The organism is Shewanella sp. NKUCC05_KAH, assembly GCF_019345585.1.
GTDB classification, from domain to species: Bacteria; Pseudomonadota; Gammaproteobacteria; order Enterobacterales; family Shewanellaceae; genus Shewanella; species Shewanella oncorhynchi.
In genome coordinates this window covers 65,873-88,081 of sequence record NZ_JAHKQZ010000015.1, presented here as the reverse complement: position 1 = coordinate 88,081, position 22,209 = coordinate 65,873, and the positions used below count along the sequence as shown (strand labels likewise).

16 protein-coding genes are annotated in these 22,209 nt (G+C 44.1%); 7 read left to right on the top strand and 9 right to left on the bottom strand.

Annotation, left to right across the window (positions count from 1 at the left end; all coding sequences use genetic code 11):
* Positions 1–103 precede the first annotated feature (103 nt).
* Positions 104–895, bottom strand: coding sequence for a DUF3108 domain-containing protein (locus tag KO533_RS14400; RefSeq protein ID WP_219254805.1), 792 nt, complete (start codon positions 893–895; stop codon positions 104–106).
* A gap of 215 nt (positions 896–1,110) precedes the next feature.
* Positions 1,111–1,539 (bottom strand): MGMT family protein, encoded by a 429-nt coding sequence (locus KO533_RS14395; RefSeq protein ID WP_173496665.1) that lies wholly within the window; start codon positions 1,537–1,539, stop codon positions 1,111–1,113.
* A gap of 545 nt (positions 1,540–2,084) precedes the next feature.
* Here KO533_RS14395 and def point away from each other — a divergent pair.
* Positions 2,085–2,576, top strand: a complete 492-nt coding sequence (def, locus tag KO533_RS14390) for a peptide deformylase (protein ID WP_173496666.1) — start codon at positions 2,085–2,087, stop codon at positions 2,574–2,576.
* A 230-nt stretch (positions 2,577–2,806) separates the two neighbouring features.
* The gene (gene rhlP / locus KO533_RS14385) at positions 2,807–3,649 is read left to right on the top strand and encodes a rhombotarget lipoprotein (protein WP_219254803.1); all 843 of its coding nucleotides are present in this window, start codon (positions 2,807–2,809) and stop codon (positions 3,647–3,649) included.
* Between the two features lie 386 nt (positions 3,650–4,035).
* Here rhlP and KO533_RS14380 read toward each other — a convergent pair whose 3' ends face one another.
* The 5 genes from KO533_RS14380 to KO533_RS14360 all read right to left on the bottom strand — a co-directional run bounded on the left by KO533_RS14380 (position 4,036) and on the right by KO533_RS14360 (position 12,309).
* Positions 4,036–4,245 (bottom strand): hypothetical protein, encoded by a 210-nt coding sequence (locus tag KO533_RS14380; protein WP_105252424.1) that lies wholly within the window; start codon positions 4,243–4,245, stop codon positions 4,036–4,038.
* 185 nt (positions 4,246–4,430) lie between these two features.
* Positions 4,431–4,814, bottom strand: coding sequence for a VOC family protein (locus KO533_RS14375; RefSeq protein WP_219254801.1), 384 nt, complete (start codon positions 4,812–4,814; stop codon positions 4,431–4,433).
* A 143-nt stretch (positions 4,815–4,957) separates the two neighbouring features.
* Positions 4,958–7,129, bottom strand: a complete 2,172-nt coding sequence (locus KO533_RS14370; RefSeq protein ID WP_219254799.1) for an alpha-amylase family protein — start codon at positions 7,127–7,129, stop codon at positions 4,958–4,960.
* A complete protein-coding gene (locus KO533_RS14365; RefSeq protein WP_251073450.1) occupies positions 7,126–9,366 on the bottom strand; it encodes a glycoside hydrolase family 13 protein in 2,241 nt (746 codons plus the stop codon). Before KO533_RS14365 ends, KO533_RS14370 begins: the two co-directional genes overlap by 4 nt.
* Before the next feature lie 120 nt (positions 9,367–9,486).
* The gene (locus KO533_RS14360; RefSeq protein ID WP_219254797.1) at positions 9,487–12,309 is read right to left on the bottom strand and encodes a TonB-dependent receptor; all 2,823 of its coding nucleotides are present in this window, start codon (positions 12,307–12,309) and stop codon (positions 9,487–9,489) included.
* 495 nt (positions 12,310–12,804) lie between these two features.
* On the opposite strand from KO533_RS14360, the gene KO533_RS14355 reads away from it, so the two are divergent.
* From KO533_RS14355 to KO533_RS14340, 4 genes are all read left to right on the top strand, one after another.
* Positions 12,805–14,427, top strand: a complete 1,623-nt coding sequence (locus KO533_RS14355) for an alpha-glucosidase family protein (RefSeq protein ID WP_219254795.1) — start codon at positions 12,805–12,807, stop codon at positions 14,425–14,427.
* A 141-nt stretch (positions 14,428–14,568) separates the two neighbouring features.
* Positions 14,569–15,840, top strand: coding sequence for a sugar MFS transporter (locus KO533_RS14350; RefSeq protein WP_219254793.1), 1,272 nt, complete (start codon positions 14,569–14,571; stop codon positions 15,838–15,840).
* A gap of 143 nt (positions 15,841–15,983) precedes the next feature.
* Entirely contained in the window at positions 15,984–17,198 is a 1,215-nt protein-coding gene (locus KO533_RS14345; RefSeq protein ID WP_028760036.1) for an RsmB/NOP family class I SAM-dependent RNA methyltransferase, read from the top strand.
* Positions 17,199–17,346: 148 nt separating this feature from the next.
* Positions 17,347–19,611: an EAL domain-containing protein gene (locus KO533_RS14340; protein ID WP_219254791.1), complete on the top strand. Its 2,265-nt coding sequence runs from the start codon at positions 17,347–17,349 to the stop codon at positions 19,609–19,611.
* A 194-nt stretch (positions 19,612–19,805) separates the two neighbouring features.
* Here KO533_RS14340 and KO533_RS14335 read toward each other — a convergent pair whose 3' ends face one another.
* Positions 19,806–20,819 carry a D-alanine--D-alanine ligase gene (locus tag KO533_RS14335; protein ID WP_219254790.1) on the bottom strand — a complete coding sequence of 338 codons (1,014 nt, stop codon included), beginning with the start codon at positions 20,817–20,819 and terminating at the stop codon, positions 19,806–19,808.
* A gap of 322 nt (positions 20,820–21,141) precedes the next feature.
* On the opposite strand from KO533_RS14335, the gene KO533_RS14330 reads away from it, so the two are divergent.
* Complete coding sequence (locus KO533_RS14330) at positions 21,142–21,612, top strand: GNAT family N-acetyltransferase (protein WP_219250469.1); 471 nt, start codon at positions 21,142–21,144, stop codon at positions 21,610–21,612.
* A 164-nt stretch (positions 21,613–21,776) separates the two neighbouring features.
* Here the strand turns inward: KO533_RS14330 and KO533_RS14325 are convergent, their stop codons facing one another.
* Positions 21,777–22,172, bottom strand: a complete 396-nt coding sequence (locus KO533_RS14325) for a hypothetical protein (RefSeq protein WP_251073449.1) — start codon at positions 22,170–22,172, stop codon at positions 21,777–21,779.
* Between the last annotated feature and the right edge of the window lie 37 nt (positions 22,173–22,209).

Here is a 22,209-nt window from a genome sequence, read left to right as displayed (position 1 = left end):
TTGGGCTTTATTCGATATGAGTTTGGCTTTAGTTCAGTATTGTGAAGCTAAGGCTTTGTATCATTGGGTTAAGTTTATACATCTTAACTCAATGCCTTACCGATTAACCTTCAGTCGTGCCGAGCAGTTTAGGCACTAGCGGTTTCTCTGCAATGTCTGCAGGTATGGTTTCTTGGTGCGGCACTTCATCGAAGTGATATTTAAGTAACTTAATATCGAGCTGCTTACTGCCTTTTTCAAAGTGAGTTAGACGCACGGGCAAATACGCTAAGTCAGGCGCCATCCAGAAGAAGGTTTGACGTTTTTTATTGTCACGCACGACTTCAATTTTGACTGTGTCGTAACTGCCGCTGTCGATGTTCATTCGTTCTTTACCGATCACATGAAATTTGTATTCATCGACTTCGTTGTCCTTGACCATCTTATAGTCGAGCACTTCTTTGCCCGCCATCATATCTAGCCTAAATTGCAACTGCACCATAAGAGGATCAAAGATTTTATCATCATAGGGAAACTTGCCTTTTTCATCTTTGTAACGGGTATGAATAAAGCCTTGAGCTTTGGCGAATGCGGTTTGCTCCGTGTAATTAGGCCCGACACCTTGGCGTTGTTGTAAGTAACGCAAAGGACTGAGCTGCGAATCATTTTGAGTAAATTCACTCAAGATGTGACGCACATCGGATAACAATAATAGGCTGAGATCGCTATCAAAACGATACTTAAACACGCCATCTTCGGCATTGGGTAGCGTGTATTTGGCTTTTCCTAATTCAATGTCTCCATAGTTGACTTGGTATTCGGCCGTCTGCGGTGTTAGCGGCGTTGGCGCTGCCATGGCAAACATACTTTGAGTGAGGACGGTTAAACTAACTAATAATGTGGGAATGGTACGCAAAGAATGCTCCTTGGGTCGCAGGTTTTCACCTTGTATCACTACACAATAGTCGGTAGTGGTTGATAAAAAAGTGTCGAGTAGCATGCTTACTTACACAGTTCTGGGTCAATCAGTTGAGCATAAATCAATTATCGGATCGACTGTAAGCAGGTTATAGCCGAGGACGACGTTTCTGTAAATAGAGATGTAAATAGTTTATGGATCAATATATTAAACTAAAATGGCATTGCCATGACTAAAGTCACCAGATCCGGGCGCCACTCGTATTCAGACAAACTAATTTTGCCGCAGTTCACTGTTATCCCTTCAATTCTTAATAATTCCATCTGTTCTTGAAAGAAGGTTGAATTTTTCTCGAAGGATATTTTGCCTTGACTATTGAGTACCCTATGCCAAGGGAGTGACAAATGTTCGGGAGCTGCTTTCAGCGCTTTTGACACATAACGCGCTCGTCCCGGTAATCCTGCATAATCGGCTATTTTGCCATAGCTGCTGACTTTACCCTGCGGGATCATGGCGACGATATGCCAGATTTTCGCCATAGGAGACAAATCCACTGCTTGGGGCTGTTTTCTCGCTACACTCTGTTTATCTTGTTCAAGGTATTGATACAGTGGTGATTTTTCTTTAGGAAACGATGCCATTGAATTGTTAACCCTCAGCTTAATGGTATTGATACCAATCACATTAAATATCTAATCAGTTCAAAGCCTCACAGGTATTTAAATCTCAGGCGCATTGACGCAGAAATCGTTATTCTCTTTTAAGTCAATGCAACACCGGAGTGGGATACCTGTGAGGCTCCCAAAGGGCGGGTTTCAAAACGCTTTATACTGCGTTTAAGGCTTTCGACAGAGCACCACTATGCCTTCATGCCTTCGCCTTGTCTAAAGCGCGTTGAATTCTCGCTGAATGAACAGATATTTAATACGATTGGTATGACTCACAAAGAATCACTCTCAAAAACTTTTGCTTGATGAGTTCACGCTAGTGTAACGGTAAAGCCTGGCTTAGCGGTAGATGTGAGGGTATTTGGCATTTAAAGGATTAAGCACTTCTCGATATTTTTATCGGCTAGCTCGATTACTAACAAAATATTTAAACTGTTTTTAGCTTAAATGTTGTGTAAATGGTCAAATAGTCCATAATAGCGCCAATTTTTTTGACTCGATGAGAGAAGATAACTGGCATGGCTGTACTCGATATTCTAACTATTCCCGATGAGCGCCTTAAACGTAAAGCGCAACCTGTAAAAAATATTGAAGCTGTTCAGGGATTTATCGATGATTTAATCGAAACCATGTATCACACGGACGATGGTATCGGTTTAGCGGCAACGCAAGTCGGCAGTACAGATGCCATTATCGTGATCGATTTATCTGACGGTCGCGACCAGCCTTTAGTGCTGATTAACCCTGAGATTGTTGAGAAGTCAGGTGAGTTCGTCGGTGAAGAAGGTTGTCTGTCTATCCCAGGTTATCGCGCTAAAGTGTCACGTTTTGAAAAGGTTAAAGTGACCGCCTTAGACAGAACGGGCAAAGCTATCGAAATCGAGACCGATGAGTTTTTAGCCATAGTGTTGCAGCACGAAATCGACCATTTGCATGGCAAAGTATTTATCGAACATTTATCCATGCTAAAACAACAAATCGCCCTTAAAAAAGTGCGTAAATACGCTTAATTTTTGACTTAAGTTGTATTTTAGAAGGTGGTTTTACCTATTCACTAGCCGCATTTATAGTGCGGCTTTTTTGTATTTAAAATCTAATCAAAGAAGATTAATGCTGTGATATGTGAACATAACAGCTTGTTTTTACTCTGATGAGTGGATAAGGTAATCCAAAATCTGCATTAGTTGTGGGTTCAGTTTTCATCATTAACAGCAAGTGTATGTATACGGTAGGGAAACAAATGAAACTTAAGGTAATAGCCTGTGGTATAGCCTCATTCGCAATGCTTTCACTGGGTGGTTGTAGTGCATTTTTTAACGGTAATACTACTGAGAAAAATGCGGTATCAAGTAGCTTAGTTGAATATTTATACCCTGATGAGAAGAGTCGCCAAGCCCAGCAGCCATCCTTACCTGTGCTGCGTTTACCTATTACCGTCGGCATCGCTTTCTTGCCTTCGTCCCATTGGCAAGCCGATGCAATTGATAGCCGAACTCAGATGGCCTTACTTGATAAGGTTAAAAAATCCTTTGTCAAATATGACTATATTGATCGTATCGAAGTGATCCCAAGTACCTATCTTAAAAATGGTAAAGGTTTTGAAACCTTGCAGCAGGTTGCTCGCCTGCATGATGTTGATGTTATGGCATTGGTTTCTTACGATCAATTGATGCAAAGCCACGAGAACAAATCCGCCATCCTTTATTGGACTATCGTGGGCATGTATTTAATCCCCGGTAATGAAAATGCGATTCAAACCTTTGTTGATACAGCCGTTTTCGATATGCGTAGCCAGAAGATGTTATTTAGGGCGCCAGGTATTAATCAGTTAACTGAAAGTTCAACCGCTGTTGGCGTGACGACAACACTAAGAGAGAAATCCTACGAGGGCTTTGAGCTTGCGGTGAACGACATGATAGTCAATTTAGATGACGAGCTTGCCCGCTTTAAAACTCGGGTTAAGGAAGAGCACGTCGCCACCATAGAACATAAACAAGGTTACAGCGGCGGTGGCTTATCTTTATTAATACTTTCACTATTGGGCATTTTTGCGGTGCGCCGTTTTACCATCTGCCGAGAATAGTTGAACCCATTTATCAGGGATGAGGTGAATGAAAAGGAGTTTCAATGTTTTGGCCATTTCTATTTCGAGCTTTGTATTAAGTTCTTATCACTCCTTTACCCTATGTTAAATGGGCTGATTGAAACATTAAGGACTTAAATATAATGACAGACATTATGATTTCGCGGTCATGCTGACTAAGCGAATTTTAAGCGGTTATTATCAGGTGAAAACAGTCTCTCATACTGAAAAAATAACAAAGACGGCGCAATATTTTCTTAAGAAGCGTGGAGTGCCTGAGATTTTGTATCAACCTATTGTGGTATGAGTGTAGAGGTATACAAGTTGTATTAGCCTCATCATTTATTTTGTAGCTTCTGTCCGTACACATTTCTATAAACCCCAAATCATATCCTTACAAAATACGGCAGTGCGATCAGGGCGATGCCGATGGCGATAAGTAACGCGAGATTGGTGACAAAATAGGGATAAATCATCAGGGTGAGGCCAACGGCTAAAGGGATGGGGGCCGCTTGGCGTTTGCCATAGGTGAAAAAGCCAAGACCAAAGAGGCTAAAGACTAAACTCCATAGTAATAATGCTGGATTATCAAACATCTTGAGTTCCTCAATGGTTAGCCTAGGTAGGCTTTGACCTTATCACAGCGTCAAACTGGTCAATCGATTACTTAAACTATTGGTTAAACGGCTGCGTCGTTTTATTGAGTCTAATGCTGACTATCCCGTAGCGTAATTAAGCTTTATTCATCTTATTGCTGCGATGTTGCCTTATTTCACTCGTGCTATAGCTCATATAACTCTAAGGGTAAGCCGTCGGGATCGCTAAAGAAGGTGAATTTTCTGCCTGTGTATTCGTCAATGCGGACGGGTTCAACGGTAATGTGATGGCTATGAAGATGTTCGATGACGGTTTCAATCGATGTTACGCGAAAGGCGAGATGCCTAAGTCCACAGGCTTCGGGATAGCTTGGTCGTTTGGGTGGATTATCGAATGAAAATAACTCAATTTGACTCTTATCGGCCAGTTGTAAATCAAGTTTATAGGACTTACGTGCCTCACGGAAATGCTCTGCAAGCACGGTAAGGCCAAGAATGTTTACATAAAAGTGTTTGGACTTTTGATAGTCGCTGCAAATAATCGCTGCATGGTGAATGCCGAGTAACATTGCTTTCCTTTGTGATTTTTAAAGGGTGATCAAATAAGATAGAAAGGTTTGAGAGTATAACGGTTAAAAAAAGATAGCGTCACAGTTTAGCGTGACGCTATCGGTCGATTTCACTTTTTAGCTCACCTAGGCCTTTTGCTCGTTTAATCTTCCAGCTCGAATATGGCTGAAGACAGCGGTGCAAGTTGCATCTGAACTTGTCCTTCACCTTGTTTGACAACCAACTGCGCTTTATTGTCTTCCAGCAAATCCTTAAGTGGATAGGTCCCATCCGTTAACTGCCATTGGTCGATAAGTGGCTTTGGTAGCTTAAGGGATAATGGCTTTGCTTGAGTTTGATTAAAGTTATTCACAATAATCAGTTTTTGGTCCTTTTTATTGGTCGTATTTTCCTCAAAGCGCACAAAGGCAAAAGTGCTGTCATCATAACCCGTTGCACTGCCATGAGTATCCATTGTGGCGGTTTGTGCGCTGCGGTTGGCGGCATCGAGCGAGTAATATTCTCCTAAGAGCGCAGGTACATTTTTACCTGTGTTTAGGTTCAGTAATTTTTGATAATAAGCCCGCAAAGTGGCTTCCTTTACGGTTGATTGTCCACCATCAAACTTGCCATTGTTCATCCAGCGCTGATGGGCAGGGACGCCAACATAGTCAAAAATACTGGTGCGTGATGCATGACCAAATCCTGGGTTGTCGATGGCGGCTTCTCCCACTTCTTGGCCAAAATACACTAACGTCGGTGAAGTGCCTATCGTTGCCGACACTACCATAGCGGGTAGGGCATAGTGTGGATTCACGGCTTGGGTTGCCGTGGGCTTATTTGTGTGTAGCGATGCTAAAAATGCCGCATTACCAATACGTTGCTCGTCGTGGTTTTCTAAAAAGTGCAGCATGTGAGATTCAATATCCTGCACTTTTTCCTGATCTGCCGCGATATTAGCTGTGCTGGTTTTACCCGCCATCACGGCTTTTAGGGTGTCGTAAAGATCGACCTTATCGTACAGATAATCCATTTTGCCAAGTTGGATATAATCTCGGTACAAGTTAGGGTTATAGACCTCGGCTAAGATAAAGGCATCGGGATTTGTGTGTTTTATCTGGCTGTTGAGATAGCTCCAAAACTCCACTGGCACCATTTCGGCCATATCATAGCGAAAGCCATCGACCCCTTTCGCTAGCCAGTACTGCGCAATCTGATTGAATTTAATCCAAGAGCTCGGGAGCTCGGCTAAGTGTTGTTGCCAAAAAGCGTAATGCTGCGCCTGCGTTAAAGTGGCGAAATTGGCTGGCAGGCGAGGGAAGTCATAGGTGCCATCGGGGCGTACGCCGTAATTGATTTTAACGGTCTCGTACCAATCATTGGCATCGGGCTTGGCTAAGCGTGAGCCATTGCCAGTCCATTTTGCGGGAAATTCGTTGAATTTGCCGTCACTTAAGGGGTGAGCTTCTCCGCCCAGCGGTTTAAGTCCTGCGGGTAAGCTTGGCACTTCAAAGGCATGCACTTTTCCCTTTGCCCCCTCCGAGCCATTATTAACATCAACTTTATCAACAACGTAATAGAAGTTGTTGTTTTTGGCGTACTCCAGACTGGTATCATCATCTTCGCCAAAATCACGCACGCCTTGGGGTTTACTAACGGATTGATAATGGCGCGCCACATGGTTTGGCACGATATCGATAATCACCTTTAAGCCGTGGTGATGGGTACGGGCAATGAGCGCTTCGAACTCGGCTAAACGGTTGGCGGGATTGACCGCCAGATCTGGGTTGACGTTGTAGTAATCTTTGACTGCGTAGGGTGAGCCCGCGCGTCCTTTGACCACATCGGGATCATCAGTACTCACGCCAATCGCGCTGTAATCACCAATCAATGCATGGTGGGGAACGCCCGTGTACCACACATGGGTAACGCCTAGGTCCTTGATGCTATTGAGTGCAACATTGTCGATATCATTAAACTTACCGACGCCATTGTCGGCAATCGTGCCCCAAGGTTTGTTGGTTGGATTTTTATTGCCATAAAGGCGAGTAAAGATTTGATACACCACAGGTTTAAGCGTCATAACCTCACTCTCAGACTTTGGTAGTAACTCATTATCAAACATCAGCGCTGATGCATTCACATCAGCCGATAAGCTAAAAAGCGAGGCAGTTAATAAAGAGGCACTGAATAGAGCGTTTAAACATAAGCTGAGTGATGACTGTCGGCGCTGCTGGGTTTTTGCTGCTTTGGTTATAAGTAAAGCCACTATGGGAAATTTAGCCTCTTCGGGGCACTGAATCACTCGGGAATAGATAGGCGATAAAAAGCTCAAGACTGAATTCCTTTTAGGGTTGAGTTTTTGATTGGGTGAGTTGTTTGAGCCTGAGTTAAATCGCTAGCTGAGTAACTCATATGATTAGAGGTTTGACGGCTAGGTAAGCCAGTATTTAGCTGCGGTCTGGCTTTAAGCTCAAGGATAGTGACCCCTGCGTGGGGCAATGCTAGCGCTTGATTGAGTGAAACTGTGTTGCCACTGATGATATCTGTAGCGGCGCGGTTATCGCCAAGTACACTGGCAAAGCGGTTTACATCTAGCGTGACTGCTTTTTCATTTTTATTGTAAATCACCATGACTTTATCGGCTAAGGGCTGAGTACAGGCATTGTGTTGGGTTTGAGAATTGTGTTGAGTTAGTGACTTAAGTGCTTCGGCTTTCTGTTCAGCTGATAATGGGTCATTTAATAAGCAGCGAAATTGCACATAGATGCCATCCTGCGGCACAAAGTGCAGTAAATCGCCCGATTGCAGCGCAGGGGATTGTTTACGGTAATTCAGTAGGGTACGGATAAATTGCTGCGCTTGTTGTTGAGGTTCACTCAGTCCTTGGCCGGTAAAGGCATTCGTGGCATTGTTGGCAAACCCGCCGGGAAAATCACTGCGTACAACGCCATCGTGACGGCCCTCGGTTGGGCTTGTCATCAACACTTCTGTACCGTAGAACAGCTGCGGAATGCGTTTGGCGGTCAGCACATAGGTGAGGGCCATCTTGTATAAGTCTATATTTTCTTTCACTAAACTGAAGATACGATTGGTGTCGTGATTGCCTTCAAATAGCACTAGCTTACTAGGTTCTGCATACACAACATCGTTGGCTAACATCTCGTAAAGCTTGATAAAACCCGTATCCCAGCTTTCTGGCTCATTAAGGCTGGCAATCAATTTTTCATATAGCGGGAAGTCCATCAAACTGGGTAAATCTGAGGTATAGCCATCGGCATTGATTTTGCCCTTTTGCCAATAGGACACTGTGATGGGGTTTGCGGTCCATTCTTCGCCAACAATATTAAAATTTGGGTACTCAGCCATTACGGCCTTAGACCATTTAGCGAGAAACCCTTTGTCAGCGTAGGAATAAGTATCTTCACGTATCCCCGAAAGTCCTGCGTACTCGACCCACCAAATACTGTTTTGGATAAGATAGGTTGCCAGTTTTGGATTGCTTTGATTTAGATCTGGCATAGTGTCGGTAAACCAGCCGTCGACAAAATCAATATGATCTTGCGCTGCCGCGTAGGGATCTTGCACTGTCGTGCGCCTATGGCTGGTGAAACGGGGGCTGGTAACGCTGGATTTAATAGCACTGGATTTAGTATCGGCAGACTGCATCAAGTCAGGCTTGGATTTGCGATTATGTAGCTGCGTTTTTGTGGCATCGTTCAGCCAGTCTTGGCTAGGTAAATCGTTGAGCCACCAATGGTTAGAGCCGATATGATTCACCACAACATCTTTAATCACCCCTAGGCCAAGCTTGTTAGCCTTAGCGACTAAGGCTTTATAATCTTCGTTGCTGCCAAAGCGGGGATCGACGCGGTATAAATTGGTAATTGAGTAACCGTGGTATGAATACTGGGCTTGATTATTCTCAAGCAGCGGATTGATCCATAACTGAGTCACGCCAAGTTTTGCCAGATATGCTAAGTGCTGGCGGATCCCTGCTATATCGCCGCCATGGCGAGCATCGGGATAGTTGAGATTACTGGGAGAGTTAGCTGCGACTTGCTCTAACATATCGGCTTGATTGTCATTACTCGTGTCGCCATTGGCGAATCGGTCCGGCGTGATAAGGTAAATCACATCCTTATTGCTAAATCCTTGGCGCTCACGGCTGCCCTTAGCACGCCCTTGCAACGTATAGGGCAGGCGATAAAGAGGCGTGTTGGTTTGTGAAGCCGAGTCAGTGTTGGAAATTATTAGCTCAAAGGTTTGCGGCGCAGCTTGGCTCAGATCTAAATTGATAAACAGATAGTGAGGGTTATCAGTGTGCTCAAGGCTTTTAAGTGTGATGCCTTTTCCTTGTATATCAAGCTTAATCTGCTGCGGTAAGCTTGGAAGTTCGCGGCTATACAGCATCAGCTGTAACTCAGGATTCTGCATTCCCGCCCACCAAAAAGCGGGTTCAAGCTTAACGTCCGTCGATATATCTGGCTCAAAGGTGTTTGCATAGGCCGTATTAAATGAAGAGCAAACCAAGCATAAATAAAGCGCAATCATTAGGTTTTGACGGATCATAATGTAAGCCTTTTAAAGAGAAATAAGTAAAACGTGCTGGCATGATGAATGTTAGAAATGCTGAAATCTACATAAGCAAAAGCCTGCTTCTTAATTGAAGCAGGCTTTATTTGGGGTAGTTTATAAAGAGTAACTTAACCCTAGGAAGTACTGTCTACCGAAGTATTGGATTGTTCCTGTCTGATGTTCTTCACCAAAATAGGTTTTGTTCGGTTCATCAGTTAAGTTATTAATTTGGAATAAGAACTTAAGTCCATTTTCCAGAGCGTATGAAGCTTGATAATCCACAATCGTTTCGGCATCGAAGAAAGCAAGTTGTGATTCAACTGCCACTTGTTCTGAAACATAGCTGCTACGATATCTCATGCTGACGCGAGTATCGAAACCGTCCAGAGTATAGAACAAGGTGGTGTTGAGTACGCTTTCTGATAAACCTGGTAATGGAATGGTTAAGTTTGAACCACTTAAATCTGTGGTAAATTCCACTTCACTGTCTGAATACGAGTAGCTGCCAGTGAAGCCAAGACCGCTGAGTGGCGATGGTAGGAAATCAAAGACTTGGGTATAACCTAACTCAACACCACGAATGTAGCCGCCATTGTCGTTGTTGATCGCAGTTTGATATTGACCTTCATCTTTTACTACTGGGAATTCAACACCATTATCGATAATAGTATCGGGGACGATAAATCCATTACCTTCAAAATCAAATGGTTGGATTGTAAAGTTGTTGATAAAGGATTTAATATCTTTGTAGAACAAGGCTACGACAACCGCACCTTCAGAATCTTCAAAATAGTGCTCGTAAGATAAGTCGTATTGATCTGCATAGAACGGATCGAGTAGAGGACTGGTGTTACCCCAAGCATTGTACTTTTTGTATCCCGGTGTAGCAGAATCGTCATACCAAGATCCCATGCCTGACTTTAGCTTGTCGATTGGAGGACGTGACATCACAGAGGCTGCAGCAAAGCGCAGTTGATCATTTTCAGTGAGGTGGAAAGTTAAGTTGAGTGACGGTAAATAATCGGTATAGGTTTTACCTATCTCGTTACGGATATAATCGGTACTGATCACGCCAAGTTCATCAGTAATCGCTTCACCTAGGCCATAGCCAACTTGTTGTAGACCTTTACTGCTTTGATCTGTTTGAACAACACGCACGCCCACGTTACCCGTGACTTTCATATCGCCTAAGTCAAACTCGAGATTACCTTGGACATAGCCAGCTAATACATCTTCATTGACCGAACCGCTTTGGATCATGGTCCAGTTATTAGACCAATTTGCTGTCGGGGTGAAAGGGGATTGTCCTGTTGCCGCTAACTGCGCGTTAACCAGCTCAATGGCTTTGTTGAAATCAACGGAAAGGAAGTTAGGGTAGCCTGATAATTCACCGCCAAAGTTGACGACATTTGTCATGTCAGTGTTCATTTGAAGCACCGGCTGGTTAGTTGGGTTTTTACCAAATTCAAAACCATAACCGGCTTGTGAACGTTGCGCATTAAACTCACGTTCTGAGTAGCGCAGACCAAAATCAACTGAAGTTAAGAAACCAGAATCTAATGCATAGTTAAAGTCTAACTTGTAGGCGACAAGATCATTTTGTTGATCGTATGGCCACATACCCACTTCTTTTAAACCCAAGGTCGCGGTGTTGGTATAGTCGTTTGAAAAACTGACATCGGCTGGGCTTAAACCATGTAGTTGGTAATTAATTGATTCGGCTGAGCGTACTTCATTACCTATATCATCATATAAAACGGCACGAGTGCCGCCGTTGACGAACTCACCATCGGCTTTTGAATAGCTCACATCACCTGCGACAGTTAATGCGCCGCCATTATTCCACTCAATATTGACTGAGCCTGATGTCAGTTCTGAATATTTTGAGTCGTTATCATTGATAACAAAAACGGCAAAGTTATCAGTACCATCAGTTGATACCGTTCCGCCTGTCATAGAACCATTTTCGACAACCGCATCACTAATAGTACCGTTTTTTAATGACTTAACGCGAAAGCCTCGGGCAAAGTTTTCGGAAGTGAATTTTGAATGGAATAAATCACTTTTTACACTGAAATTGTCTGTTGGTTGCCAGTGGATAGCAGCCATATAACCATCACGTGTATCATCACCGCCTTTTTGCTGTAACTCAAAACCTTCACTGATTGATTCGGCAACACCGTCACCATTGACATCTTTTTTATCGTCGTTGAAACGTAAACCAATGAATTGACTGGCAACATAAGGTTGGTACAAATGAGCATAGCCTAGCGCCACACCGAGTGTATCTTCAAGGAATTTGCCTTGATAGGCAAAGCTAAGACGGTTGCCATATTGATCGGCATCGGAAATCTCATCCGCTCTGTCATTAAAACTGCCGCGAGCATTGATATTAAATGATTGGTCTTTGTCGCTTTTTAAGGGATCTGCGGTTTTTAATTCTACCGTACCGGCGACGCCACCTTCAATCAGCGAGGCTTTTGGTGTTTTATAGACGGCGGCTTGACTAATTAATTCGGATGGATATTGGTCAAACTCAATCGCGCGTTTACCGCCCGTTGTCACTTGTTCGTGTCCATTAAGCGTTGCAAAGACGAAATCACCATCAAGACCTCGAATATTGAGGCCGCTTGCTTGTCCACCAGTGCGCACTGCGGTCACGCCTGGTAAGCGAGTCAGTGCATCAGCGATTGACTGATCGGGAAGGGCGCCAAGATCATCTGCTGAAATCGATTCAGAGACGGTATCTCCAAAGCGTTTATCATTTAGTGATTTGATGACACTGGTTCTAAAGCCTTTAACTTCAATAACCTCAATAGCAGCTTCTTTTGCTTTTGCTTCCTTATCTGTGGTCACTTCATCTGCCGCATAGGAGTGCATACTGGCACCTGCGGCGATGAGCGCTAAGGTTAGCAAACTGGGTTTAAATCGCATCATATCTCTCTTCCCCTTGGAGTCGCTTTATCGCTTTGTAGAGCGTTTTATCGTTATCACCGCGTTATGTTTGCGGCCTTTTTTTGGTATATGGGCGCTTAATTGACTGCATAAGTGCTGCGTTTATGACCAAATTGTTATGCAACGGTGAAGATACTACTCCCGAGTTTCTTAGCTGAACAACAGAGTGCATACGTATTCAATGCCTAGCAGAGTTAAGAATAGACTGTGATAGGGGGTGAACTCAGGGAATAAAATGATTTTATTTTGTAATCAAGTGACTGTTACTAAAAAGTAAATTTCATTGTGATGCCATGTGACTATTGGCTGTATTTTCTGCATACGTATGCAGGTGTATTGAACCTTATTTCCCTCTTCACGTATGCTCGGTAACACAAAATAAGCCGCGATGACTTTACTCTGCAGTAACAAAACGATAACTGTTTGCTTGAGTGTGTTAGGGAAAGTTCGCTGTAGAATAATGATAAAGGGGCAACAATGAGTGAGTTAACGTGGTGGCGTGGTGCAGTGATTTACCAAATTTATCCGCGTAGCCTTTTAGATACCAATGGTGACGGCGTCGGGGATTTACGCGGCATTATCATAAAGCTGGATTACATTGCGAGTCTTAATGTCGATGCCATCTGGATTTCACCTTTCTTTAAATCTCCTATGGCAGATTTTGGCTACGACATTAGTGATTACCGCGAAGTAGACCCTCTTTTTGGCACTATGCATGATTTCGATGAATTGATTGAAAAAGCCCACGGTTTAGGTATTAAGGTCATTATTGATCAAGTATTAAGTCATACCTCGGACCAACATGCGTGGTTTATTGAGAGCCGCGAAAACCGTTCGAATCCCAAGGCGGATTGGTATGTGTGGGCAGATCCTAAGGAAGACGGTACAGCGCCTAACAACTGGCTCGCGATTTTCGGCGGTTGTGCTTGGGAGTGGGAACCGCGCAGACAGCAATACTATTTACATAACTTCCTGCGTAGTCAGCCCGATATTAATTTCCATCATCCCGAAGTGCGCCAAGCTGTGCTGGATAACGTTGAATTTTGGCTTAAAAAGGGGGTAGATGGCTTCCGCTTAGATGCCATTACCTTCTGTTATCACGATGAACTGCTCAGGGATAATCCGGCAAAGCCTAAGGATAAACGTCAGGGCCGTGGTTTCAGTGAAGATAACCCTTACGCTTATCAATACCATTACTACAATAATGACCGTCCGCAAACCATCGCTTTTATTGAAGATTTACGAAAGCTCATCAATCGCTATCCAGGAGCGGTGACCTTAGGCGAAGTCTCTGCCGAAGATTCTTTGGCTGTAATGGCTGCCTACACTAAGGGCGAAGATCGCCTGCATATGGCATACAGTTTTGAGCTGCTGACTGATGATTACAGCGCAAGTTATATTCGCCAAACCGTAGAGGCTTTGGAAGCGAGCATAGGTGATGGCTGGCCATGTTGGGCTATCGGCAATCATGATGTGCAGCGCGTAGCGAGTCGTTGGGGGCAAGGTAAGCAGAATTCAGACATGGTCAAAATGCTCAATGCCATGCTAAGTTCGCTGCGCGGCAGTATATGTAGTTATCAAGGTGAAGAACTCGGTCTAACCGAGGCGCCAATTGAATACCATGAGCTGCAAGATCCCTTTGGCAAAACATTTTGGCCTATGTTTAAGGGGCGTGATGGTTGCCGTACGCCAATGCCGTGGCAGCAAGGCGCTGACTTTAGTGGCTTTAGTGATGTTTCTCCTTGGCTGCCAATTCCACCTGCGCACCAAGCGTTAGCTGTGGATGTACAAGAATCTGATGCTGATTCTATGCTCAATGGTTATCGACGTTTTCTGGCTTGGCGTAAGTTACACCCAGTGTTAGTTGAAGGTGATATTAAATTTGTTGATACAAAGGAGCCCATTTTGGCCTTTGTTCGCACCTTAGGTGATATAAAAGTGCTCGTGGGATTCAATTTAGGTGATACCGAGGTCGAGTTTGATTTCTCTGCATTTGAAATCAGTGAGTCGCTGACGGGACACGGCCTTAAAACCGCACAAATAGAACACAATCAGCTGAAGTTTTCGGCATTTACCAGCTTTTATGCAGTGTTAAAGTGAAAATGATTCATTTTTATTCGGTTGAAGTGTTATAGATACGGGATCCCAAGCCCACAGTTTGATATAAACCCGCCCACGGGCACCATGGGGAATGTAACCTTAATTAGTTCCTGATAATAAAAACATACAGAGAGAATAACTATGGCGTCATCAATTAATACCGGTAGCTACACGAGCAGCACTGGCGAAAATGGGTCGGGCAGTTATCGTTTTGCCTTGATCTCATTGACTTCACTGTTTTTTATGTGGGGTTTTATCACCTGCTTGAACGATATTCTGATCCCGCATCTTAAAGCGGTGTTTTCACTGAATTATACTCAAGCCATGTTGATCCAGTTTTGTTTCTTCGGTGCTTATTTTCTAGTCTCAATCCCAGCGGGTAACTTAGTGAAAAAGCTGGGTTATCAAAAGGGAATTGTTACAGGTCTCGTGATTGCAAGTATTGGTTGTGCGCTGTTTTATCCTGCGGCGGCCCTCGCTACTTACAACTTGTTCCTCGGTGCATTATTTGTTTTGGCATCAGGCATCACAATCCTGCAAGTGGCAGCCAATCCTTATGTCAATGCCTTAGGCAGTCGCGAAACTGCGTCGAGTCGTTTGAATTTAACGCAAGCGTTCAACGCCTTAGGCACAACGGTCGCGCCGTTTTTTGGTGCTATGTTAATTCTTTCTGTTGCCAGTTCAGTATCAGGCGATTTAGCCCAAGCGAGTGCTGAAGCGGAAGTGGTTAAACTGCCATACCTGTTACTTTCTGGCGCCTTGGCAATTTTAGCGCTGATTTTTGCGAAGTTAGATTTACCTGTGATCCGTGAGCATGATGAAAGTGTTCAAGGTGAAGTTCAGACCCATCTAGGTAAAACCAGTGCCTTACAAAGCAAGCACTTAGTGCTCGGCGCTGTGGGTATTTTCGTGTATGTCGGCGCAGAAGTGTCTATCGGTAGCTTCTTAGTCAGCTTCTTAGGTGAAAGCCATATAGCGGATATGCCAGAAGCCGAAGCCGCCCATTACATCGCCTATTATTGGGGCGGTGCTATGGTGGGACGTTTCATTGGCTCTGTGGTGATGCAAAAAGTACCAGCAGGCTCAGTGCTTGCATTTAATGCTTTTATGGCGGCGCTACTTGTGGTTGCAGCGATGACAACCAGTGGCAGCATTGCCATGTGGGCAATCCTTGGGGTGGGATTATTTAACTCGATTATGTTCCCAACGATCTTCAGCTTAGCGCTTCGTGATTTAGGTCCACACACTTCACAGGGCAGTGGCATTCTGTGTTTGGCGATTGTGGGCGGCGCGATTTTGCCTTTATTCCAAGGCATGTTAGCGGATAATCTTGGCGTTCAGCTCGCCTTTATTCTGCCCGTGATTTGTTATGGTTTTATCCTGTTCTACGGGGCTAAAGGCTCAAAAATGTAATGGGTTAAACTGACAGTGGCAAAAAAGCGATCTTAGGATCGCTTTTTTTATGGCTTTAACCTTAACTCGGCGCCAGCACGCTTGCGTATTAGGGCCTGACCTCCTATGATCCTCCGGTTTTATCATTCATGGTGACCTTTTAAATGTTGAATTCTCCGCTTTCTGCCAGCTCGAACGAATTAGTGATCAGTATCTTAACTATGGTGCTGAGCCAAGGAAAACCCTTAGATCGGGCCTATTCTCAGCATTTTTCTGGGTTGCAATTAGTACCCGCCGAGCAGGCGCGTATCGCATTAACGACGGGTGATATCCTACGTCGTTTAAATCTATATTGTTATCTGGCGGAAATCAGCCCAGATGAGATGGAGCGTTTTGGCTCTAAATTGCTTAATGCCTGGCATTTATTCCATGGGCTTGAATTGCCTAAAATGCAATATTCGTTGCAAGTTGATGAGGCGCGTTTAGCTGAGCGCACCGAGCAAGCGAAAACTAAGCCTGTGTTGTGGGACGGTTGCCCTGAGTGGCTCGATGTTATGGGCCGTGAGCAACTAGGTGAGTCTTGGGAAAAAGAGCGCGCCGCGTTAAGTACAGTGCCGAAACGTTTTTTACGCGCTAATAGCCTTAAGGTGACTCGTGATGAACTGGCCGCTAAGCTTGCTGCCGAGTTTGTGAGCACGCTCTGTGTTGATGGGGTTGATTCCGCCCTTGAAGTGACCTCCGATTCTGCCTTGTTCCGTACACAAAGCTTTAAAGATGGCTTATTCGAGCAGCAGGATGCGGGCTCTCAGCGCGTAGCTGCGGCGCTTGATGCCAAGCCAGGCATGAAAGTGATTGATGCTTGCGCAGGCGCGGGCGGTAAAACCTTACACATAGCTGCGCAAATGCAGGGTAAAGGACGCTTGTTGGCCATGGATGTGGAGCAATGGAAACTCGACAAACTCAAAGAGCGTGCCCGTCGTAATGGGGCACACAATGTCGAAACCCGTGTTATCGCCAGCAGTAAAACCATTAAACGCTTAAAGCTCAGTGCCGATAGGGTATTGCTTGATGTGCCTTGCTCTGGTTTGGGTGTATTAAAGCGTAATCCCGATGCAAAATGGCGTGATACCGTAGAGCGTTTACCCGTGTTAATGGAACTGCAAAAACACATTTTGAACAGTTACAGCCGCATGGTCAAAGTCGGTGGCATAGTCGTCTATGCGACTTGTTCTATCTTCCCTTGCGAGAACCGCGGTCAAGTGGATGCGTTTTTAGCCGAGAACCCCAACTTTCGCCTGATTGAGGATGAAAGCATCAGCCCAGCCGATAGCGGCTTTGATGGCTTTTACCTTGCTAAACTTGAACGTATTCAAGAATAAAGCATTGCTTTTTAGACTAAAGTAAACCTTTTACCGCGCAGGTAAAGGGTTTACTTAATTAACATTAATGCCTAGAATTTCTTATAAGTTATAAATATTTAACATTGTTAATCAGTATTTATATTGCAACTTTGCTCTTAAGGAAATTATGGCGTACGGCGTTAACCTTCCAGATCTGCTCGATCATGCAGACGTTAAACTCGCCCACAATGTCAGCATAGCTTGTTATAGCAGTATTCTTTCTATGCTGCTCAATGGCGCACCGCTACATGAAATCTTGCACGCCTTAGTCTTAAAAATCGAAGCTCAAAAAGTAGGAACCAGAGGGTCTGTGTTACTGCTCAGTGCTGACGGTAAACGTCTGTTATTAGGTGCTGCCCCCAATTTACCCGAAAGTTACAATCAAGCCATTAATGGTGTCGAAATTGGCCCCAATGTGGGTTCTTGTGGCACGGCTGCCTATTATGCGCAGCGTGTTATCGTTGAAGATATCGCTCAACATCCTTACTGGGTTAATTATAAAGAACTGCCATTACGTGCAGGTCTTAAATCTTGCTGGTCAGAACCTATCAAAGATACTCATGGTAAAGTGCTAGGCACATTTGCCATGTATTATGATACGATAAAGTCCCCAACAGAGCAGGATTTAGAACTCATTTCTGAGGCGGCAAGACTGGCGAGTTTAGCCATTGAACGCAGCCGTGCAATGGAATTTCAGCATTTAGCTGTGAAAATTTTTGACCGGTTACCCCTTGCTCTGGTTATTTCCAATTCTGACGATGCAGTTCTCTATGCTAATCCCGCTTTCAGACATATAGTTATTCCTCAAGATACTGATATCGCTAACTTTCACCCTAAGATTTTTTTAGCATCATCCCAATCTAATGAATTAGTGGGGTTATTTGAGCATTTAGCTCAGGACAGAATGTGGCAGGGTGAGTTGGTGGGTCTTAGGGGAAATGGCGAGGAGTTTTATCTTGACCTTATCGTCACGACCTTCCGAGAGTCCAATGGTCAGCAACCCTGTTTTGCATGGCTATTTTCAGACATTAGTGAACGTAAGAAAGCGGCGCAGCTGATTAAGTATCAGGCCAATAATGACTCTCTTACGGGACTTGCTAACCGCAATGCGTTATTCAAGCAGATCCAAGCGTTAATTACCTCCGACAGTTTGACACCCGGCTTTAGTTTTATGTTGATGGATTTAGATAACTTTAAGCAAGTCAACGACACCCATGGCCATGACAAAGGTGATGCACTGTTAGTGCAAGTGGTTAAACAGATCAGCGAGTGTGTCGATGACACTATGGTGTTTGCACGCTTAGGAGGGGATGAGTTTGCCTTGCTATTACCTGGGGTTGTTAACCAGAAAGAATTGGCACAAATTGCAGATACAATTAACAAAAATGTGGCAAAACATTATGTGCTAGCCGATGGAAAAGGCGTTTATAGCTCGGTAAGTATAGGGATTGCACGTTTTCCTGAAGATGCCCTCGATCTTGAACAGTTGTTAAATTGTGCCGATCAGGCCATGTATATTTCTAAGGCAAATGGCCGCAATCGATATCATTTTTTTACTGAACAAATGCAGCTAAATGCCGAGCGTGTTGCTAGCCTTCATAATCAGCTTAAGCAGGCATTAGATCAGCATACCTTCGAGCTTTATTACCAACCCATAGTCAATGCGACCACAGGCTTGATTGTCCGTGCTGAAGTGCTGCTGCGCTGGCAGCATGAAGGAACGTTTATTCCACCCGATGAATTTATTCCCATCGCTGAGAACAGTGGTTTAATCGTTGATATTGGTCGAGATGTTCGCCTTGGTGCTATGCAGACTATTTTAGAGATGCAGGAGCGAAATTGGCCCATTAATTTATCGGTGAATGTCTCGACTTTTGAGTTTTGGTCCCATGAACTACAAGATGCCTTTGTGGAATCCTTTGCTGCGATTATCGAGCAACTTGAGGTGACAGATTTCCCCTATGACAGATTAACCCTTGAGATCACTGAATCTTTGCTGATGAAGCAGCATACGTATCTTATTGATGTACTTAATGGTTTGCGAGTTAAAGGGATTAAAATTTCCTTAGATGACTTTGGGACGGGTTACTCATCTCTATCTTATTTAGCTAATTTTCCTATCGATCAAATTAAAATCGATAAGAGCTTTATCGACAGATTAGATGAAGGCAAACGTCCCGAAGCGTTGGTGGAGGCCATAGTGCGTTTAAGCCATGCGTTAGATTTAACTGTGACGGCAGAAGGGGTAGAAACTGAGTCCCAGCTAAAATTTGTAATGGCGAATCATATTCAAGAAATTCAAGGCTATTTATTTTATAAGCCTATGCCCAAAGCTGCATTCTTTGCCCTGTTGGCAAAGCAAGCTGAGCTGCATAAGGGGTTTGACGTTTAACCTGACCTAGATGTGAGGGCGGCTTAATCAGTGACAGTCTGATTTTAATATAGGGTTTAGATGTAAGGTAAGAATTCAAGTTTTAGATATAATGCATTGAAATGTAATAAAAAGAGCGCCGAGGCGCTCTTTTTATTACTGGAAACAGGTGCTGCACAGAGTCTCTGCGTTCACATTGAGTCAGGTGGCAAGCGCTAAGATTTAGCGGCTATCTGGCTGTTAATCACTAGACTCAAGTATTCAGTAAAGTCATGACCGTGATTCTGCAGCATTTTGGGGAACATAGAAATCGGCGTGGAACCTGGGAAGGTATTGATTTCATTTAGTAAAATCTCATTATCCGCGGTTAAGAAAAAGTCGATGCGCGACAGGTGACGCAATTTCATACCTTTAAATGCCTTGATTGCATAGGCGCGGATTTGTTCACTGATCTCAGCTGACACATGCTGTGCCACCACATCGGTGCGTGCTTTACTATTTTTGGCGTATTTCTCATCGAAGGTGTAGAAGGTGTTGGTATCACAGATGATTTCACCTGGTACTGTCGCCACCACTTCACCGTTGTACTCGTATACTGCGACTTCTAACTCACGGGCTTTAATGGTTTTTTCAACGATAACATAGGGCGCATAGCCGAAAGCATCTTTAAGCACGCCAGCGACTTTATCGCTGTCATCGACTTTATAACAACCAACAGAGGAACCCTGTGAGGCCGCTTTGACGAAGATGGATCCCCATAGTGCTAATGCGGCTTGGGTTTGCTCTATTGCTGCATCATCGAATTGGTTTAGGAAAATATACGGGGTATTCGGAATACCTAAGGCAGAGAACCACATTTTAGCGGTGATCTTATTAAAGCAGTTACTGCTAGCCTCGGATTCACAGCCAAAATAGGGCAGTTGGATCAAATTAAAATAGGATTGAATGTCACCTGTTTCGCCGGGATAGCCATGAATGCAGGGAATGACGTAATCGACCGGCCATGGGGCTTTGCTCTCATCGCGGAAGCGAATTTCGCGGCTATTGGTCAGTTCACAATCATCACCCGCAGCGGTGCGGTATTGACCAAATTTATCCAGTTCGACACGCAATACACAAAACTGCTCGGATTTTGCCAGTGAGGTTTCAAAATAATTGGCCGACATGAGTGAAATATCGTGTTCGGCACTTCCGCCGCCGCACAGCAAAAGCAGGTTGATCTTAGACATTGTGAGTGATTCCTCAAAGTGAGCAAAATCGGATGACATCGGCCTGTGGCAATACGAATATCATCCTATAGTACAGCCGCTGTCATCTTAGTTTTCTTGCCCCTATGAGTGCAAGGTTTTGCTGACTGATGGCTATTAAGTGGTGAATTTTAACGCATTACATCGCATTGCAAATATGGGCTTGTGCCTTTGTCGGGTTTATTTTGATTTTTGTGGCGTGAGATGGCAATGTCGTTGGACTATTGCTTCGTCACTGTCATCTAAACTGTGCAACCCAGTACGAGTGACACTTACCTTTAGGCAGATTACAGCATGGTATCTCATGGTGAATAAAAACATTCGGTTAGCCCGCTTACAGGATACAGATAGTGTGCAGGTATTACTTGAGCAACTCGGTTATTCTTTGCCCCGTGCCGCTTTAGCCCAGACGTTAAGCCAATATCAGCATGATTCTTTGCGCCGCAGTGATGAATTACTGGTGTATGAGCAACATAATGTGCAGGGTGACCTGCAAGTTGTCGCTGTGATGGCCTTAATGTTCTTTGATTATTTCCCCGCCTTGAGTCGTATCTGTCGTATAACCGCAATTGTGGTGGATGCCGACATGCGGGGTCAGGGCGTTGGCTCTCAGTTGATTGCCTTTGCGAAAGAGAGGGGAAAGCAAGAGAATTGCCAGTTACTCGAACTCACTACATCGATGCAGCGCATTGCCACACAGCAATACTATGAAAGTATAGGGTTTACCAAAACATCTTTTCGCTACAGCTTAGTTTTGAGCGAACCAAACGGCTAATTCTTGGCTCGAGCGAGCATAAACAGATCCGTTGTCCTTGTGCCTTCGGGTACCGGAAAAACGTTGCGGGTGACATTGATAATTTCAAATTGATTTTAGCAACTGATATTGCCTGGCCCACAGCCGATATTTAGTCATGCGAATTTGTACATTAATACCAAAGCTCAGAGTAAATAGTTCAGATCAAAACAGATGTTTAGCCCTAAGTTATAGGCATGATTTTTATGTAAATTCACCATTAACTCGACATCCATCAGTTGCGCTAAGGTCACTGGTCTCGCTTCCCAGCGCGGTGCGTGGCCAGCATCATTACTGTGTGCTAGGTATAAACGTCGCGTACTTTGATGTATGCCAAAATACGTCATATTACAACGCTGGCTAATTGTTAAATAGGGCTCAAAGTCGAGTGCATATACCTGCATGTCTTTAAATTCTGACCACTGGATATAGCGGGTTTTTTCATAATAACGCTTAGGTAAAGCGGCATCTGGTGCTATGGCGTCAAACAAGGCAATAACGGCTTGTAGATCCTTAAGTGTAATAATGTCCTTTTTAATCAATGTTTAAATCCTTAGTTTCATGGTTAGAGTAAATCTA